Source organism: Sphingomonas sp. MS122 (assembly GCF_049532975.1).
Taxonomy (GTDB): domain Bacteria; phylum Pseudomonadota; class Alphaproteobacteria; order Sphingomonadales; family Sphingomonadaceae; genus Sphingomonas.
Window position 1 is genome coordinate 1,822,562 of sequence record NZ_CP186695.1, and the last position, 15,337, is coordinate 1,837,898.

Sequence of the window (15,337 nt, forward strand, 5' to 3'; positions counted from 1 at the left end):
GGAACTAGAGGCGCGCCGCCGATGGCTGTCAATCGCCCGGGCGGCGCAGCACCGCGGGCCGCAGCACCAGCCCGTTGAGGTTGAGCAGCGCGTGGATGAGCATCGCGAACCACAGCTCTCCGGTGGCGAGGTAGAGGATCGCGAGCAATGCCCCGGCGACTCCCGAAAACCCCATGCCCGCCCAACCCTGATAGCGGTGCGCCGCCGCGAACAGCAGCGTCGCCAGCGCGAAGCCGGTCCAGGCGTTGCCGGTCGCGATCGTCGCGAACAGGGGCAGCGCGAGGCGGAAGAACAATTCCTCGACGATCCCCGCGGCGATGCCCAGCGCGGCGGTCCAGCCGAACTCGCCCCCGCGCTGCGGCAGGATGCGCTCGATGTCGCCCGCGGTGAACGGCCGCTTCCCGCGCCGCACCTGCCAGCGCGAGATGGCGAGGCCGAGGATTGCGCCGCCGGCGAAGCCCACCAGCACTGCGATCTTGAGCGTCGTCATGTTTCCGCCGAAGCCGGCGAAATGCCGCGCCTCGGCCTCGAGCGGGACGAACTCGGCGGGCAGCTGCCCCACGGCGTCGATCCGCCCGGCGATCGCCAGCGCGAGCAGCGCGCTTCCGCCGAACGCCAGCGGCGCGCGGCGCATCCAGCGGCGATAGCGGGCGATCCGTCCCGCGCCCGGCGGCACCCCGCCGCCCCGGATGTACCAGGTATAGGCGGCGATCAGCCCGAGCAGCAGGGCCCAGTTCAACGGCGCGATCCCGTCACCCCGTGCGGTGCTCGCCCTTGACCCAGCGCACCGTGCCCGAGCTCGCGCGCATCACCACGCTCTCGGTGGTCATCTTGCCCGGCTTGCGCTTGACGCCTTCGAGCAGCGAGCCGTCGGTCACCCCGGTCGCCGCGAAGATGCAGTCGCCCTTGGCCAGTTCGGTCAAGTCATATTGCTTGTCGAGGTTGTCGATGCCCCACTTGCGGGCGCGCGCGCGCTCGTCCTCGTTGCGGAACACCAGGCGTCCCTTGAACTGACCGCCGACGCAGCGCAGCGCGGCGCAGGCGAGCACGCCCTCGGGCGCGCCGCCCTGGCCCATATAGACGTCGATCGTGGTGTCGGGATCCGTGGTCGCGATCACCCCCGCGACGTCGCCGTCGCCGATCAGCACCACGCCGCAGCCGATCGCGCGCAACTCGGCGATCATCTTCTCGTGGCGCGGGCGGTCGAGCACGCAGGCGATGATCTCGTTGGGCTTGACGCCCTTGGCCGCGGCGATCGCCTCGATGTTCGCGGTGGGCGACTTGTCGAGGTCGATCACGTCCGGCGGATAGCCGGGGCCGACCGCGATCTTGTCCATATAGACGTCGGGCGCGTTGAGCAGGTTGCCCTCCTCGGCGATCGCCAGCACCGCGAGGCTGTTCGGCCCCGCCTTGGCGCAGATGGTGGTGCCCTCGAGCGGATCGAGCGCGATGTCGATCTTGGGGCCCTTGCCCGGCGCGCTGCCCACCTTCTCGCCGATGAACAGCATGGGCGCCTCGTCGCGCTCGCCCTCGCCGATCACCACGGTGCCGTCCATGTAGAGCTCGTTGAGCGCGCTGCGCATCGCCTCGACCGCCGCGGCGTCGGCGGCCTTCTCGTCGCCGCGGCCGGTGAGCGTGGAGGCGGCGATGGCGGCGGCTTCGGTGACTCGCACCATTTCGAGCACAAGGACGCGGTCGAGCACCTTGCTGGCGGTCTGCATGATCGGCGAAGCCCTCTCTCTGTTCCGGTTCCGCTGCGCGATAGGAGCGCGAGAAGGGCTTGTCGATGGGGGCCAACGCTGTCATGCTTCCAAAAGCCGGCAACGCCGCGAAACCAAAGCAAAATAGAGGCGTTCGGCGTGTAACGGGATTCCGAGGGGCGCGTGACATGCTGACCTTGCTCATTGCGTTGAGTGTCGCGAGCGAACCGCTCAGGGTGGTGACCCTGCCCCGCCAGGCGCGCGCCACGGCACTCCGCAAGCGTACCGCGCGCAAGCCCGCCCCCCGTATTCTTCCGCGGCCGTCGCAGCTCTGCGTGACCGGCAACTGCTCGCCGGCGATCGAGACCAGCTATCGTTTCACCGGCCCGAGCACCACGGCCTGGAGCGCCAAGATGGACGTGGTCAAGCCGACCGGCGTGCCGTGCGGCCTGCAGGGCGCGCCTGTCTGCCCCAAGAAGGGCCGCCGATTCCTCCACGCCAGCATCGACTGACCGTTCCCGCGCCGCCGCCGTTGTGCTAGCGCAACGAACGGGAGGGTATAGCCCATGTCCGTGTTGCTCGTGATTGCGCTCGCGCTTCAGGCTGGCGGCGAAGGGGCCGCGATGCAGGCCTATCGCGAACGGACCCGCGCGGTGATCCCGTGCAAGACCACCGGCGACCCCGACGAGGTCACGATCTGCGTGCTGCGTGAGGCCGACAAGAAATATCGTGTGCCCTTCGTCACCGCCCGCGCCGCGGACAATGTGCCCTACCAGACCGATCGCGTGCTCGAGGACACGATGTTCCAGTGCGGCGTCAGCGGCCCTTTCCTGACGCAATGCAAGGGCATGGTCGGGGTGACGGTCAGCGCCGGCTTCGACGGCAAGATCGTGCGCAAGCGCGAACCGGCGCCCTGATCAGGACTTCGGCACGGTATCCCGGACCCAGAAATTGCCGCGCTGGTGCGCGACCTCGAGCTTCATCCCGGTGACTCGCCACCCTTGCGGCGTCCGGGCGAAGTCGTGGGTATAGGTGCCCCACACCTCCCATAGCGGCTCGCCATTGCCCGCCATCCGGTTCCACGCATAGCCGGCGGAGGTCATCCGCGCGCGGTCGCCCTCGATCGTGACCATGTGGTTGGTGCGCATGTGGAAGCTGGTCTTGGCGGCGGTGAGATTGGCCGACCACGCCTTGATCAGGTCGTCGGCGGCGATCTCGGCCGGCGGCTGGCCGGACAGCGACTTGAAATCGACGCGGATGCGGTCCGCGAAGAAGGCGCGCGCGCCGGGCCAGTCCTTGGCATCGACCGCGCGATCGATACCGTCGGCGATTCGGGTCAGCTCGGCGATGGTCGCTGCATTGTCGGCGGCGACCGGCGTACTTTGGGCGAGCAGGGCGAGGGCAAGCGTCGAGGACAGCATGGCGGCTCCGATCGGGATGGCGCCAGCCTAGCGCGTCCGCCTCATTCCCCCAAGATGTGCATCCACATCGGCTCGCCGGCCAAGCTGGGCGAGCCGCGCAGTTTCTCCAGCGCCTGGGCGACGCAGCGCTCCGGCCCCTCATGCGTGACGATCGCGACCAGCACGCTGCCGTCAGGCATCGCGCCGCGCTGGATCAGCGATTCGATCGAGACGCCGGCATCGCGCATCGCTGCGGCGATCTCGGCGAGCACGCCCACCTTGTCGGCGACGGTGAAGCGGAGATACGCGCGGCCACGGCGCTCGCCGGTCGGCGCCGAAGGCTCCTTGGCGAGGCGCGCGGCGGGCATCGCATAGGGCGGGCCGAACTCGGTGCGCGCGATGTCGATCAGGTCGGCGACCACCGCGGAGGCGGTCGGCCCGTCGCCCGCGCCCGCCCCCTGGAACAGCAGCCGCCCGACGAAGTTGCCCTCCGCCACCACCGCGTTGGTCGGGCCGAGCACATGCGCCAGCGGATGCGCGAGCGGCACGAGGTGCGGGTGGACGCGCTGGAACAGCCCATGGCCGTTCAGGTCGGCGATGCCGAGCAGACGCACGCGATAGCCGAGCGCCGCCGCTTCGGCGATGTCGGCGGCGAGCACGTGGCGGATGCCGCCGATCGCGACATCGCCGAACGCCGGCTGCGTGCCGAAGGCGATGCTGGCGAGGATCGAGAGCTTGTGCGCCGCATCGACCCCGTCGATGTCGAAGCTGGGGTCCGCCTCGGCGAAGCCGGCGGCCTGCGCCTCGGCCAGCACCTCGGCGAAGTCGCGGCCTTCGGCCTCCATCTTCGAGAGGATGAAATTGCAGGTGCCGTTGAGGATGCCGTAAACGCGGTCGATCTGGTTCGCTGCCGCACCCTCGCGCAGCCCCTTGATCACGGGCACCCCGCCCGCCACCGCCGCCTCGAACTTCATCGGCGTGTCGGTCTTCTCGGCGACCTCCGCCAGTTCGAGCCCGTGATGCGCGATCATCGCCTTGTTGGCGGTGACCAGACCCTTGCCGGCCGCCAGCGTCGCGCGGGCGAGCGCGAGGGCAGGGCCGTCGGACCCGCCGATCAGCTCGACCACCACCTCGGCCTTGGGGTGCCGGGCGAGCTCGGTCATGTCGTCGACCCAGTCGAAGCGCGCGATGTCGACGCCGCGATCCTTGGCACGGTCGCGCGCGCTCACGGCGACGATCTCGATCGGCCGGCCGGCACGGCGCGCGATCAGCTCGGCATTGGCGTCGATCAGGCGAATGACGCCCGCACCCACGGTACCAAGGCCGGCAAGAGCTACGCGCAACGGTTCGGTCAAGCTTCTTCCCCAACGCTTTCGTCACCCCGGCCTCGTGCCGGGGTCCACCGGGCGGCAAGAATCGCCCGTGCGGCTCTTTGCGGCACGGTGGACCCCGGAACAAGTCCGGGGTGACGGAGGAATAGTTTTGCCGGGTTTACTTCTTCGCCGGGTCTACTTCTTCGTAAGCCCGATCTCGCGCAGCCGTTCCGCGAGGTAATCGTGCGCCGTGATCGGCGGCTCGCGCTCGGGATTCGCCGCGCTCACGCATTGCGGCAGCGCCTTGATCAGGAAGTCTGGCGCCGGATGCAGGAAGAACGGCATCGAATAGCGCGGCGTGCCGCGGCGCTCGACCGGCGGGTTGACGACGCGGTGGGTGGTCGAGGGCAGGACATGGTTGGTCAGCCGCTGCAGCATGTCGCCGACATTGACCACCATCGCGCCCTCGGGCGGGCGCACCGGCAGCCACTGGCCGTCGCGGTCGAGCAATTCGAGCCCCGCTTCCTCGGCGCCGAGCAGCAGGGTGATCAGATTGATGTCCTCATGCGCCCCGGCGCGGACGTTGGGCGCGTCCTCGGTCACGGGCGGATAATGGAGCAGGCGCAGCACCGAATTGCCGTCCTTGACCGCCGGGTCGAACCAGTGCGGTTCCAGTCCCAGATGCCGCGCGATCGCCGAGAGCAACTTGTCGCCCGCCGCGTCGAACGCCGCGAACAGCTCGAGGAACGTCTCGCGGAACCCCTCGGGCCGGTCGGGCCAGATATTGGGCGCCATCTCGCCGGCGAAGCGGTGACCCCCGGGCAGCTCGCGGCCGATATGCCAGAATTCCTTGAGATCGACATATTCGGCGCCCTTGGCGATCTCGGTCTTGAACGGCGTATAGCCGCGCGCGCCGCCGCCGCCCTCGACGAAATAGCCGCGCTTCTCCGCCTCGGGCAGGTCGAAGAACGTCTTGGTCGCCGCCCAGGCGCGCTCGATCAGGTCTTGCGGCACGCCATGGTCGCTGACCATCGCGAAGCCGAACCGCTCGAACGATCCGCCAAGCGCGGCGGCGAAGCCGTCCGGATCGCGCGCCTGGTCGGCCAGGCTGACCAGCGGGACTTGAGCGAGCGGCGTGTCGAGCATTGCAACGTAACTCCGGAGACGATTCCCTCCGGAATAGACTTTCGCGGGCGCTACGAACAGAGGCGGGAGAGGCGCGGTGCCGTGCGCCCCTCCCGCAGTCCATGCGCCTACGCAGCGCCGGAATGGATGATGGCGGCTATCGGCCGAGCACGGTGAGCGTACCTCGGCTCTTGGAATCGCCCGACGGGTCGAGCTTCAAGGTGAAATCACTGCCCTCGCCGGTCTTGCCGCTGAGCTCGCTGCCATTCGCGGTGACGGTGAAGCCGGCGGCCTGCATCTGCTCGCGGAACCAGCTGCGCACTTGGTCCGCCGCGGCAGGCGCGTCGAACTGGACGCGAACCGTGTCCTCGCCACCCTTGTCGCGATTGGCGTCGACGTTGAGGTTGGCGATCGTCGAGCCGGGATAGAGCTTCAGGCCGTCGATCTCGAAATTCTCGGCGCCGATGTCGAACTTGGGCAGCTTGAGCGACCCCTCGAAGCCCGGCGCCTTCACCGACACGCGGCCGTCCTTGTCGGTCTTGATGCTGGCGTCGCCCTCGCCGCTCTTGACCGAGATGCTCGCGCCCTCGCCCCCGCCTTCGCCGCCGCCGCAGGCGGCGAGCGCCGCCGCCAGGGGAAGGGCCAGCCAGTTCCGCACCATGTGACTACTCCACCGTATTAGTTGAACAACACACTAGGCCATGCGGCAAAAAAGATCAACCCGCGGGGTGACGTGTCCGCTGCGATGCGGCATTGGGCCCCGCATGGACGCGCAGACTTCTCATCAGCCCGGCGAGGCGGCCAACCGGTCGCCGATCCCGATGGCGGAGTTCGTCGCGCTGATCGCCTCGATCATGGCGCTCACCGCGCTCGGCATCGATTCGATGCTGCCGGCGCTGCCCGCGATCAGCGACGAGCTCGGCGTGACGCATCCCAACCACCGCCAATACGTCATCACCGCCTTCATGCTCGGCTTCGCGGTGGCGCAGCTGTTCCACGGTCCGCTCGCCGACCGCTACGGGCGCAAGCCCGTGATCGCCACCGCGCTCGCCTTCTACGTCGTGACCAACGCCGTCGCGGCGTTCTCGGGCAGCTTCGAGCTGCTGCTGCTCGCCCGTGCGGCGAGCGGCGCGGCGGTGGCGGCGGGGCGCGTGGTGACGATCGCGCTGGTGCGCGACTGTTTCCAGGGCCGGGCGATGGCGCGGGTGATGAGCCTCGCCTTCATGACCTTCATGGTCGTCCCCGTGCTGGCGCCCGCCTGGGGCCAGCTGATGGTGACGATCTTCGAGACCTGGCGGCTGATCTTCGGCGGCATCGCGATCATCGCGGCGCTGGTGCTGACCTGGTTCTGTCTCCGCATGCCCGAGACGCTCGATCCGGAATCGGTCCACCCGTTCGACCTGCGCGAGATCTGGCGCGGCTACCGCACCATGTTCCGCGATCGCTGGGCGGTCGGCTACACCTTCGCCACCACCGCGATCTCGGGCTGCTTCTTCTCGTTCATCGGCTCGATCCAGCAGATCGTCTACGATGTGTTCAAGCGGCCCGAGCTGCTGACGGCGGTGTTCGCCTCGATCGCCGGGCTGATGGCGTTCGGCTCGTTCATGAACTCGCGCCTGGTGATGCGCTTCGGCATGCGCTTCCTCTCGCACTTCGCGCTGGTGGCGACGACGGTGCTCGCGGTGGTGCATCTGGCGGTGATTCTGCTCGGCGGCGAGAACCTCTGGGTGTTCATCCTCCTCCAGGCGCCGATGATGGCGGCGATGGCGCTCGCCAACTCCAATTTCTCGGCGATGGCGATGGAGAATATGGGGGAGATTGCGGGCACCGCATCGAGCCTGCAGGGCTTCATCGCCACGATGGGCGCGGCGGTGCTCGGCGCGGTGATCGGCCAGGCGTTCGATGGCACGACGGTGCCGCTCTATCTCGGCTTCACCGCGCTCGGCCTCACCGCGTTGGTGATCGTCTTCGTCACCGAACGGGGTAAGCTTTTTCGCCGCAGCTGAGGCGAGCCGGCACCGGCTAACCAGAAAGAGCGTGCCTTTCGTCGCGGCGCCAAGGAACCGTGCGCATGCCTCCGCCGTTCGCGCTTCAGGAGAAGCAACGGAGGGCTGCGATGGGCGGCATGCAGATTCCGGGGCGCGGCCCCGGCGACGACGGTTACGACGAAGACGGCTATGACGAGAGCCAGCGTGCCGAGATCCTCGAGGTGACGCGAGACGGCCCGACCGACGGTACGATCCTGACCGACCTCAACCCTGATCTCGGCGAGGAACTCGACGACGACGAGGAAGAGGACGAGCTGCTGATGGTGTCGGACGAGATCGGCGAGGAAGCGATCGCCGAAGACGATGCCGACGACGCCGAGGAGGACGAGCTCCAGACGGACTTCGACGAGGGCACGATCGACGATGCCACCCTCGATGACGGCGACGAGGTCGCGCTGAACCCCTGACGCCTGCCAGCCCGGATTCTTGCCCGGATTCTTGCCCGGATTCTTGACTGTCGCGCTCTTCCGGCGGACCATCCCGCGAAACGGGAGAGCGCCATGGCAACGGATCCGCGAATCGACGCCTATATCGAGCGCCAGATGGAGTTCGCCCGGCCGATCCTGACCTGGCTGCGCGCCCGCGTCCACGCCGCCTGTCCCGAGGTCGAGGAAGGCATCAAATGGGGCATGCCGGCTTTCTCGCACCGCAGCCGTCCGCTGGCGCACATGGCCGGATTCCAGCGCCACGCGAGCTTCGGCTTCTGGTATCGCGAGCAGATGGCGACGGGTCGGGAAGGCGAGGCGATGGGCCAGTTCGGCCGCATCGAATCGCTCGCCGACCTGCCCGGCGCGGCCGAGCTCGAGGCGCAGGTGCGCGAGGCGATGGCGCTGATCGAATCCGGGAATTTGCCCAAGCGCGAGTCCAAGCCGGCCAAGCCCGAGGCGGCGGTGCCCGAGGCGCTCGCCGAAGCGCTCGCGCGCGATCCGCTCGCCGCCGAGCAGTTCGACGCCTTTCCGCCCGGCGCGCGCCGCGAATATTGCGAGTGGATCGCCGGCGCCAAGCAGGCGGCGACCCGCGACAAGCGCCTCGCCGACGCGATCGCGTGGATCCGCGAGGGCAAGAAGCGGCACTGGAAGTACGAAAGCTGCTAGCGGCTTGCGTCCTGCCAGAAGTGTGGCATGATATATCATCTCTAAAATAAGAGGTGATTCATGCGCCGTTTCACTGCCCCGCCTCAACCCGAACCCTTCTCGGCGATCAACACCACGCCGCTGATCGACGTGATGCTGGTGCTGCTGATCATGCTGATCATCACCATCCCGGCCGCGACGCACAAATTGCCGGTGGAGCTGCCGCAGGGGCCGTCAGGACCCGTGCTGGACACGCCGCACCGGCTGGACATCGCCGCCAATGGCGCACTGGCGTGGGACGGGCGCGCGATCGCCGATGCCGAGCTTCCCGCGCTGCTCGCCTCGATCGTCGCGGCGGATGGCGTGCTCCACTTCAAGGCCGACGAGGCGGCACGCTACGAGCGCTTCGCCAATGTCCTGGCCACGGTCAAGCGCGCCGGCGTGACGCGGCTGGGCTTCGTCGGCAACGAGCGGATGGCATTCGACTGACCGCTTTCCTCCACGGCACAGTTGCCGTAAACGTAAAGCGCAATGGCGCGCTTCACGCAGAGCATCACGGCCGGGCCCGGCGACATCGACGAGCTCGGTCACGTCAACAATGCGGTCTGGGTCCGCTGGATTCAGGACGTCGCGGTGGCGCATTGGCATGCGGTCGCGCCGCGCGAGCATCGCGACGCCTATTTCTGGGTCGTGACGCGGCACGAGATCGACTATCGCGGCAATGTCAGCGAAGGCGAGACGGTGACCGCCGAGACCTGGGTGCCCGATCCGCCCAAGGGCGCGCGCTTCGACCGCCACATGCGCTTCACCGGCGCCGACGGCAAGGTGAAGGTCGAGGCGGTGTCGACCTGGGCGATGCTCGACCGCGCGACGGGACGGCTGGTGCGCGTGCGCGACGAGGTCGCGGCGCCGTTTCTGGAGGGGTAAGCGGGGGAGACGGGAGGACCGCTAGCGACCCCATCCCAGACAGGCTATGCGGCTTTGCATTGGCTTATAATCGGGCAGAGGCTGAAAAGGTCAGAGCAGACGATCGGTTAAAAGCAACGACCAAAATTCGCGATATGTCGGCGCGACCTGCCGAGCATCTTCGATGCTGATAACCGGACCGCCAGTCACTGGGCTAAATCCGAACAGGATCGCGTTCAAGGACCAGTCTGAGAAGGCCAGCGTCGGGTGCTTGGTCCAATCGTCTCTGATTGCCTTATCGACCGGCCACACTGAAACGAAAGATTGCTCTTCAAAATCGCCATCCGAAAAGCCGTCGAACTCCCGCAAGAGCGCCACCACGTCGGCGTTAAGTGCATCGCCAGCCCAGCGGGTAAGCCTATCGAGAGCATCGATAGTAATGGGCGGATTTAAAGCCACGTTCCGCTCGCGGAGCGCGTCGCAGATTGCCCTCGGATCAAAGCCTATCATGGCCCTGAGCTAGTCGTTTTCACGTCTCCTTACCACATCTAGAGCGCCGAAAGCGGACTTACCGCTACCCACCCAAAAGCCGCCACGCTTGCAATGTTGGAATTCATTTGCTTGCGTCATCTGGCTGCCCCGCAGCCGCTCTTTGATCGCGTCGATCAGCACCCGCTACAAACGCCGCCCTGACAAAGCCGACCAAGTTGACAGAATGAATCGCGTTCCGCGTAATTTCGTCAACTTTGCGGGGGAGCCGGCGGCAGCGTCCGGATGCCGACCGTCCCGGATCCACCCGCGGTCCGGCACGCGCGGCGTCTCAACCGGAGTTCCGCAGCGCCGTCGCGATCGCGTTGATCGACAGCAGGATGCCCTGCTCGATCTTGGGATCGGTCTCGCCCGCGCGATGCCGCTTGAGCAATTCGACCTGGAGCAGGTTGAGCGGCTCGATATAGGGCAGGCGCAGCCGGATCGAGGTCTCCAGCGCCGGATGCTTCTCGAGCAGCCGCGTCTGGCGCGTCACCTCGAGCAGCTGGTCATGCGTGGTCCGCCAGCCGTCGCGGATTCGCCCGAAGACCGCATCGCCGAGCGCGCGGTCCTCGACCAAGGCGGCATAGCGGCCGGCGATGCCCATGTCGGACTTGGCCAGCACCATCTCCATGTTCGCCAGCGCCGAGGCGAACAGCGGCCAGCCCGCCGCCATCTCGCGCAGCAGCCCGCGGTCCTCGAACTCGGACAGCGCCGCGCCGACGCCGTACCAGCCCGGCAGCATCACGCGCGCCTGCGCCCAGCTGAATACCCAGGGAATCGCACGCAGATCCTCGATCGCATCGCTCTTCTTGCGGCTCGCCGGGCGGCTGCCGATCTTGAGACCCGCGATCTCGGCGATCGGAGTCATCTGGCGGAAGAAGCTGCGGAAGCCCTCGGTGCCGTAGACCAGGTCGCGATAGGCCGTGAACGCCGTCCCCGACAGCGTCTCCATTGCGTCCTCGAAGCGCGCCGCGTCGGCGCCGCTGAGCTGCTGCGGCTCGAGGCTGGCGAGCAGGGTCGCCGAGGCCATCGCCTCGAGGTTGGTCTGGGCGCTCTCGCGCGTCCCGTACTTTGCGGCGATCACCTCGCCCTGCTCGGTGATGCGGATGCGGCCTTGCACCGTGCCCGCGGGCTGCGCCTGGATCGCCTGGAACGACGAGCCGCCGCCGCGTCCCACCGCGCCGCCGCGGCCATGGAACAGCTGCATGCCGATCCCGGCTTCCTCGAACACCGGCTTGAGTGCGGTCGAGCCTTTGCTCAGCCCCCAGGTCGAGGTGAGATAGCCGCCGTCCTTGTTCGAATCGGAATAGCCGATCATCACTTCCTGATGCCCGCGCGTCTTGGCGATCGCCGCGATTTCGGGCAGCGCGAACCACGCGCGCATGATCCCGGGCGCGGCTTCGAGATCGCCGATCGTCTCGAACAGCGGCACCGCCATGATATGCGCCTGCGGTGCGTCGCCGGGCACGTAGAGGCCCGCTTCCTTGAGCAGCACATGGACTTCGAGCAGGTCCGACACCGACTGCGCCATCGACACGATGTACTGCCGGATCGCCGCGCGGCCGTAGCGCTCGTGCGCCTGCGCCGCGGCATGGACGATCGCCAGCTCCGATGCGGTCTCCTCGCTGTAGCTCGCATAGCGGCTGGTCAGCGGCCGCGGCGACGCCAGCTCGCGCCGCAGCAGCTCGACCCGCGCGTCCTCGTCGAGCGCGGCATAATCGCCTTCGACCCCCGCGACCTTGAGCAGCTCGGCGATCACCCGCTCGTGCACCGCGCTGTTCTGGCGCATGTCGAGCGTGGCGAGGTGGAAGCCGAAGATGTCCACCGAGCGGATCAGCCGCCCGAGCGCGCCGCTCGACGCCAGCGTCTCGGCGCCGTGCGCGGCGAGGCCGTGCGCGACCGTGGCGAGGTCGGCGCGGAACGCCGCCGGGTCGGGATAGCGCTCGCCGGTCAGCGCGCCGGGCCGCGGCGCGGGCTTCCCGGTCAAGGCGCGATAGGTCGCGGCGAGGCGGGCATAGATGCCCGAGAGCGCGCGGCGATAGGGCTCGTCGGCGCGGCTCGCGGCGTCGTCGCCGCTGCGCTCGGCCAGCGCCGCGACATCCGCGTCGATCTGCGCATGATGGCTCGAGATCGACAGCTCGGCACCGAGCGCATGCACTGCGTCGAGATAATGGCTCAGCACCGTCTCCGCCGAGCGCGACAGCGTCAGCCGCAGCGAATCCGCGGTGACGAAGGGATTGCCGTCGCGGTCACCGCCGATCCAGTTGCCGGGGCGCAGGAACGCCGGCACGCGGCTGCCCAGCGCGCGGTCCCAGCGCGCATGCAGCGCGGGCAGGGTGGGGAGGAACACGTCGCGCAGATAAGACAGCGCGGTCTCGACCTCGTCGGCGACGTAGAGCCGCTCCTGGCGCAGCACGCGGGTCTGCCACAGCAGTGCCACCTGCCGCACGATGCCCTCGTCGATCAGGTCGCCGTCGGGGGTCTCGGTCACGCCCTGGTCCTTGAGCGCCATCAGCTCGGCGATGCGGTTGCGATGGTCGATCATCGACTTGCGCCGCACCTCGGTCGGGTGCGCGGTGAGTACGGGCGCGACGAGGGCATGCTCGAGCAGTTCGGCGATGCGCTCGGGCCCGATGCCGTGCTCCTTGAGGCGCGCGATCGCATGTTCGACATCGGCGCCCGGCTCGGCGGCGATGCCCTGGCGATCTTCCGCCAAGTTGGCGAGCATCGAGAACAGCATGAAGCTGCGCACGAAGTCGAGCGTCTCGTCGAGGCTCAGGCTGTCGAGGCCGGGGTCGATCGAATCCGCCCCCGCGATCCCGCGATGCCGGTCGACCGAGGCCGATCGGATATATTCGATGCGCCGGAACAGCGCGTCCCCACCATAGGCGCGGATCACGTCACCGAGGACGCGGCCGAGATAGCGGATATCGGGATTGTTGGTGATCGGAGGAGCGCTGGCCATGCCCGCGTGCTGCACCGCGGCATGACCAGCGTCAACCAGTTCGTTTCTTGCGTTACCTCAACCGCGCATGATCATGTCGCGTGGTCGTCGATCCGCCGCCGGAAGGTTTCCGGAAGCAGCAGCAGACCGACGGCCAGGGTCAGCACCGCGATCCCGATCGGGTACCACAGCCCGTAATAGATATCGCCCGTCGCCGCGACCATCGCGAAGGCGATCGTCGGCAGGAACCCGCCGAACCAGCCATTGCCGATATGATAGGGCAGCGACATCGCGGTGTAGCGGATGCGCGTCGGGAAGATCTCGACCAGCAGCGCCGCGATCGGGCCATAGACCGCGGTGACCAGCAGCACGAGCCAGAACAGCAGGGCGACGATCAGCGGCTTGTTCATCGCCGCGGGATCGGCCTTGGCCGGGTAGCCCGCGGCCTCCAGTGCTGCCTTCATCTCGGCCTGGTGGCCGGGAATGGCGGCCGCATTCAGGCCCGGGCCGATCCCTCCCTGCGGGTTGGAGATCATGATCTTCCGGTCCCCGATGACGACCTCTGCCCAGTCGTTCGTCGCCTCCTGTGAGACATAGGGTACGCCAGCCTTGGCCAGATAGGATTTGGCGACATCGCAGGCGGTTCGATCGAACTTGTTCTTGCCGATCGGATCGAACTGGAACGAGCAGTGCGCGGGATTGGCGATCACGGTCACCGGCGCGTTGGCCTGCGCCGCCGCCAGGGCCGGATTGGCGGCATAGGTCAGCGCATGAAAGGTCGGGAAATAGGTCAGCGCCGCCAGCGCGCAGCCGGCCAGGATGATCTTCTTGCGCCCGATCCTGTCGGAGAGCCAGCCGAAGATCACGAAGAACGGCGTGCCGATCACCAGTGCGATCGCGATCAGGATATTGGCGGTGGCGCCGTCGACCTTGAGCGTCTTCTCGAGGAAGAACAGCGCATAGAATTGCCCCGTGTACCAGACCACCGCCTGGCCCGCGACCGCGCCGAGCAGCACGATCAGCACCACGCGCAGGTTGCGCCACGTGCCGAACGCCTCGCTGAACGGCGCCTTGGAGGTGGTGCCCTCCTCCTTCATCTTCTGGTAGACCGGGCTCTCGGCGAGCTGCAGCCGGATCCACAGCGACACGCCGAGCAGCAGGATCGAGACGAGGAAGGGCAGGCGCCAGCCCCAGTCGGCGAACGCGGCCTCGCCGATCGCGGTGCGGATGCCGATCACGACGAGCAGCGCTGCGAACAGGCCGAGCGTCGCGGTCGTCTGGATCCAGCTGGTGAACAGGCCGCGCTTCCCCTCGGGGGCATGCTCGGCCACATAGGTCGCCGCGCCGCCATATTCGCCGCCCAGCGCGAGGCCCTGGACGAGGCGCAGCAGCACCAGGATCACCGGCGCGGCGACGCCGATGCTGGCATAGCTCGGCAGCAGGCCGACCGCGAAGGTGGAGAGGCCCATCAGCCCCATCGTCACGAGGAAGGTGTATTTGCGCCCGACCACGTCGCCGAGCCGCCCGAACACCAGTGCCCCGAACGGCCGCACCGCGAACCCGGCGGCGAAGGCGCCCAGGGCGAGGATGAACCCGGTGGTCTCGTTCACCCCGGAGAAGAATTTGGCGGAGATGACGGTGGCGAGCAGGCCGTAAAGATAGAAATCATACCATTCGAACACCGTTCCGAGCGACGAGGCGACGATCACCTTGCGCTCGTTGCGGCCTGCGACTGCTGGAGCCGTCATGCATTCCCCTCCCCGATTTATGTGATTTAATCGTGGCGCGTTTCGCGGGGCGCGTCGAGCAAGATTTTCTGAGGAGTGCCGCGGATTTCGCCCTGGCCGTAGCGTCAGTCGTCGAGCAGCGCCAAGCTGACCTTCGCCGTGCCGCTGCGGTGCATGCCGATCTCGCGCGCGGCGGCGTGGCTCAAGTCGATCACCCGCCCGGCGCGAAACGGGCCGCGGTCGTTGATGCGCACGATCACGCTGCGACCGGTCGACAGGTTGGTCACCCGCATGCGGCTGCCGAACGGCGCGGTGCGGTGCGCGGCGGTGAGCGTGTCGGGGTCGCAGCGCTCGCCATTGGCGGTGCGGTTGCCGGCGATCTCGCGGCTGAAATAGCTCGCCGTCCCGCTGCCGAGATCGGTGCCCGCTTCATTCTCGTCCGCGGCCAGGGCCGGAGCCGCGGCGATCAGCGCGAGCGCGATGGCGAATTGTCCCCGCATCCCCGTCCCCTTTCGACGGGAGGGGTGAAACAACAACGGCGCCGAACGGCAATCCGTTCAGCGCCGCGTT

The 15,337-nt window shown here is 68.0% G+C and carries 17 protein-coding genes; 7 read left to right on the forward strand and 10 right to left on the reverse strand.

Going from position 1 to position 15,337, the window contains the following annotated elements:
* Positions 1-28: 28 nt before the first annotated feature.
* Complete coding sequence (locus ACO227_RS08655; protein ID WP_423606909.1) at positions 29-739, reverse strand: CPBP family intramembrane glutamic endopeptidase; 711 nt, start codon at positions 737-739, stop codon at positions 29-31.
* Between the two features lie 13 nt (positions 740-752).
* Positions 753-1,721: a class II fructose-bisphosphatase gene (gene glpX, locus ACO227_RS08660; RefSeq protein WP_423606911.1), complete on the reverse strand. Its 969-nt coding sequence runs from the start codon at positions 1,719-1,721 to the stop codon at positions 753-755.
* 167 nt (positions 1,722-1,888) lie between these two features.
* Here glpX and ACO227_RS08665 point away from each other — a divergent pair, with 167 nt between their 5' ends.
* Positions 1,889-2,212 (forward strand): hypothetical protein, encoded by a 324-nt coding sequence (locus ACO227_RS08665; protein ID WP_423606912.1) that lies wholly within the window; start codon positions 1,889-1,891, stop codon positions 2,210-2,212.
* 54 nt (positions 2,213-2,266) lie between these two features.
* Positions 2,267-2,617: a hypothetical protein gene (locus ACO227_RS08670; RefSeq protein ID WP_423606914.1), complete on the forward strand. Its 351-nt coding sequence runs from the start codon at positions 2,267-2,269 to the stop codon at positions 2,615-2,617.
* Here the strand turns inward: ACO227_RS08670 and ACO227_RS08675 are convergent, their stop codons facing one another.
* The 4 genes from ACO227_RS08675 to ACO227_RS08690 form a co-directional block, all read right to left on the reverse strand.
* Positions 2,618-3,121: a nuclear transport factor 2 family protein gene (locus ACO227_RS08675; RefSeq protein WP_423606915.1), complete on the reverse strand. Its 504-nt coding sequence runs from the start codon at positions 3,119-3,121 to the stop codon at positions 2,618-2,620.
* 41 nt (positions 3,122-3,162) lie between these two features.
* Positions 3,163-4,455: a homoserine dehydrogenase gene (locus tag ACO227_RS08680; protein ID WP_423606917.1), complete on the reverse strand. Its 1,293-nt coding sequence runs from the start codon at positions 4,453-4,455 to the stop codon at positions 3,163-3,165.
* A 153-nt stretch (positions 4,456-4,608) separates the two neighbouring features.
* Entirely contained in the window at positions 4,609-5,559 is a 951-nt protein-coding gene (locus ACO227_RS08685; RefSeq protein WP_423606919.1) for an isopenicillin N synthase family dioxygenase, read from the reverse strand.
* 136 nt (positions 5,560-5,695) lie between these two features.
* Entirely contained in the window at positions 5,696-6,199 is a 504-nt protein-coding gene (locus tag ACO227_RS08690) for a hypothetical protein (protein WP_423606921.1), read from the reverse strand.
* Between the two features lie 103 nt (positions 6,200-6,302).
* On the opposite strand from ACO227_RS08690, the gene ACO227_RS08695 reads away from it, so the two are divergent.
* The 5 genes from ACO227_RS08695 to ACO227_RS08715 all read left to right on the forward strand — a co-directional run bounded on the left by ACO227_RS08695 (position 6,303) and on the right by ACO227_RS08715 (position 9,586).
* The gene (locus tag ACO227_RS08695) at positions 6,303-7,544 is read left to right on the forward strand and encodes a multidrug effflux MFS transporter (protein WP_423606923.1); all 1,242 of its coding nucleotides are present in this window, start codon (positions 6,303-6,305) and stop codon (positions 7,542-7,544) included.
* 65 nt (positions 7,545-7,609) lie between these two features.
* A complete protein-coding gene (locus ACO227_RS08700; protein ID WP_423606924.1) occupies positions 7,610-7,993 on the forward strand; it encodes a DNA primase in 384 nt (127 codons plus the stop codon).
* Positions 7,994-8,086: 93 nt separating this feature from the next.
* On the forward strand, positions 8,087-8,680 hold the full coding sequence (locus ACO227_RS08705; RefSeq protein WP_423606926.1) for a YdeI/OmpD-associated family protein: 594 nt from the start codon (positions 8,087-8,089) through the stop codon (positions 8,678-8,680).
* 60 nt (positions 8,681-8,740) lie between these two features.
* Positions 8,741-9,148 (forward strand): ExbD/TolR family protein, encoded by a 408-nt coding sequence (locus ACO227_RS08710; protein WP_423606927.1) that lies wholly within the window; start codon positions 8,741-8,743, stop codon positions 9,146-9,148.
* A gap of 42 nt (positions 9,149-9,190) precedes the next feature.
* On the forward strand, positions 9,191-9,586 hold the full coding sequence (locus ACO227_RS08715) for an acyl-CoA thioesterase (protein ID WP_423606929.1): 396 nt from the start codon (positions 9,191-9,193) through the stop codon (positions 9,584-9,586).
* Between the two features lie 90 nt (positions 9,587-9,676).
* On the opposite strand, the gene ACO227_RS08720 is transcribed toward ACO227_RS08715, so the two are convergent.
* The 4 genes from ACO227_RS08720 to ACO227_RS08735 all read right to left on the reverse strand — a co-directional run bounded on the left by ACO227_RS08720 (position 9,677) and on the right by ACO227_RS08735 (position 15,267).
* Positions 9,677-10,024 (reverse strand): hypothetical protein, encoded by a 348-nt coding sequence (locus ACO227_RS08720; protein WP_423606930.1) that lies wholly within the window; start codon positions 10,022-10,024, stop codon positions 9,677-9,679.
* A gap of 361 nt (positions 10,025-10,385) precedes the next feature.
* The gene (gene ppc, locus ACO227_RS08725; RefSeq protein WP_423606931.1) at positions 10,386-13,061 is read right to left on the reverse strand and encodes a phosphoenolpyruvate carboxylase; all 2,676 of its coding nucleotides are present in this window, start codon (positions 13,059-13,061) and stop codon (positions 10,386-10,388) included.
* Positions 13,062-13,132: 71 nt separating this feature from the next.
* Positions 13,133-14,788 carry an MFS transporter gene (locus ACO227_RS08730; protein ID WP_423606933.1) on the reverse strand — a complete coding sequence of 552 codons (1,656 nt, stop codon included), beginning with the start codon at positions 14,786-14,788 and terminating at the stop codon, positions 13,133-13,135.
* A gap of 104 nt (positions 14,789-14,892) precedes the next feature.
* Positions 14,893-15,267, reverse strand: coding sequence for a septal ring lytic transglycosylase RlpA family protein (locus ACO227_RS08735; RefSeq protein ID WP_423606934.1), 375 nt, complete (start codon positions 15,265-15,267; stop codon positions 14,893-14,895).
* Positions 15,268-15,337: the final 70 nt, after the last annotated feature.

Bases quoted from the DNA above. Each gene is read 5' to 3' on its own strand.
- glpX (WP_423606911.1), bottom strand. From the start codon at position 1,721: ATGCAGACCGCCAGCAAGGTGCTCGACCGCGTCCTTGTGCTCGAAATG.
- ACO227_RS08665 (WP_423606912.1), top strand. From the start codon at position 1,889: ATGCTGACCTTGCTCATTGCGTTGAGTGTCGCGAGCGAACCGCTCAGG.
- ACO227_RS08670 (WP_423606914.1), top strand. From the start codon at position 2,267: ATGTCCGTGTTGCTCGTGATTGCGCTCGCGCTTCAGGCTGGCGGCGAA.
- ACO227_RS08675 (WP_423606915.1), bottom strand. From the start codon at position 3,121: ATGCTGTCCTCGACGCTTGCCCTCGCCCTGCTCGCCCAAAGTACGCCG.
- ACO227_RS08685 (WP_423606919.1), bottom strand. From the start codon at position 5,559: ATGCTCGACACGCCGCTCGCTCAAGTCCCGCTGGTCAGCCTGGCCGAC.
- ACO227_RS08690 (WP_423606921.1), bottom strand. From the start codon at position 6,199: ATGGTGCGGAACTGGCTGGCCCTTCCCCTGGCGGCGGCGCTCGCCGCC.
- ACO227_RS08695 (WP_423606923.1), top strand. From the start codon at position 6,303: ATGGACGCGCAGACTTCTCATCAGCCCGGCGAGGCGGCCAACCGGTCG.
- ACO227_RS08700 (WP_423606924.1), top strand. From the start codon at position 7,610: ATGCCTCCGCCGTTCGCGCTTCAGGAGAAGCAACGGAGGGCTGCGATG.
- ACO227_RS08705 (WP_423606926.1), top strand. From the start codon at position 8,087: ATGGCAACGGATCCGCGAATCGACGCCTATATCGAGCGCCAGATGGAG.
- ACO227_RS08710 (WP_423606927.1), top strand. From the start codon at position 8,741: ATGCGCCGTTTCACTGCCCCGCCTCAACCCGAACCCTTCTCGGCGATC.
- ACO227_RS08715 (WP_423606929.1), top strand. From the start codon at position 9,191: ATGGCGCGCTTCACGCAGAGCATCACGGCCGGGCCCGGCGACATCGAC.
- ppc (WP_423606931.1), bottom strand. From the start codon at position 13,061: ATGGCCAGCGCTCCTCCGATCACCAACAATCCCGATATCCGCTATCTC.
- ACO227_RS08730 (WP_423606933.1), bottom strand. From the start codon at position 14,788: ATGACGGCTCCAGCAGTCGCAGGCCGCAACGAGCGCAAGGTGATCGTC.
- ACO227_RS08735 (WP_423606934.1), bottom strand. From the start codon at position 15,267: ATGCGGGGACAATTCGCCATCGCGCTCGCGCTGATCGCCGCGGCTCCG.